At 67.6% G+C, this 1,284-nt stretch carries 1 protein-coding gene; it reads right to left on the minus strand.

What is annotated here, in order from left to right; all coding sequences use genetic code 11:
* On the minus strand, nt 1-1,284 hold a 1,284-nt coding region (gene alaS, locus EF879_RS26830), incomplete at both ends, for an alanine--tRNA ligase (RefSeq protein ID WP_123563376.1).

The raw sequence follows: 1,284 nt of genomic DNA on the forward strand, positions 1-1,284 counted from the left end.
CCGGTAGGCCGACAGGTCCAGGTGCCCGGTCTTGCGGGCCTGCGCGTCGGCCTTGGCCCGGGCCCGCTGGTCGGCCATCAACCGACGGAAGCCCTCCTCGTCGACCTGGAGCCCCTGCTCGGCGGCGATCTCCAGGGTCAGGTCGATCGGGAAGCCGTAGGTGTCATGCAGCTGGAACGCCTTCTCGCCAGAGATCGCCGCACGGCCCGCACGGCGGGTCTCGGCGATCGCGGTGTCCAGAATCGTCGTACCGGCGCGCAGCGTGCTCAGGAAGGCGTCCTCCTCGGCGTACGCGTACGACGAGATCCGGTCGAACTCCTCCGCCAGTTCCGGATACGACGGCGCCATACAGTCCCGGGCCACCGGCAGCAGCTCCGGCAGCGCCCGATCCTGCCAGCCGAGCAGCCGGATCGCCCGGATCGCCCGCCGCATGATCCGGCGCAGCACATACCCACGACCCTCGTTGCTCGGGATCACCCCGTCACCGATCAACATCAGCGAGGTACGGACGTGGTCGGCAACGACCCGCAGCCGCACGTCGTCCGGATGCGACTCGCTGGCGACATGGCTGGACCGCGCGCCGTACCGCCTGCCGGTCAGCTCGGCGGCCCTGTCCAGGATCGGCCGCACCTCGTCGATCTCGTACAGGTTGTCGACACCCTGCAGGATCGCGGCCATCCGCTCCAGCCCCATACCGGTATCGATGTTCTTCGCCGGCAGCTCGCCGAGGATCCGGAACTCCTCCTTGCCCCGCACGTCGGCGATGTCGTACTGCATGAAGACGAGGTTCCAGAACTCCAGGTACCGGTCCTCGTCCACCGCAGGACCACCCTCGCGCCCATACTCCGGACCCCGGTCGTAGTACAGCTCCGAGCAGGGACCAGCCGGACCGGGAATGCCCATCGACCAGAAGTTGTCCTTCTTGCCCCGACGCACGATCCGCTCGACCGGCACCCCGGTCCGACGCCAGATCTCGGCCGCCTCGTCGTCGTCGAGGTAGACGGTCACCCAGATCCGCTCCGGATCCAGCCCGAACCCGCCCCGGTCCAGCGGCTTGGTCGCCAGGTCCCAGGCGAACGGAATCGCACCCTCCTTGAAGTAGTCCCCGAAGGAGAAGTTGCCGTTCATCTGGAAGAACGTCCCATGCCGGGAGGTCTTGCCCACCTCGTCGATATCCGGAGTCCGGATGCACTTCTGCACCGACACCGCCCGGCGGAACGGCGGAGTCTGCTGGCCAAGGAAGTACGGCACGAACTGCACCATGCCGGCATTGACGAACAACAG

Origin of the sequence: Micromonospora sp. HM5-17, from assembly GCF_003762835.1 — a bacterium.
In the GTDB taxonomy this organism is placed as follows: domain Bacteria; phylum Actinomycetota; class Actinomycetes; order Mycobacteriales; family Micromonosporaceae; genus Plantactinospora.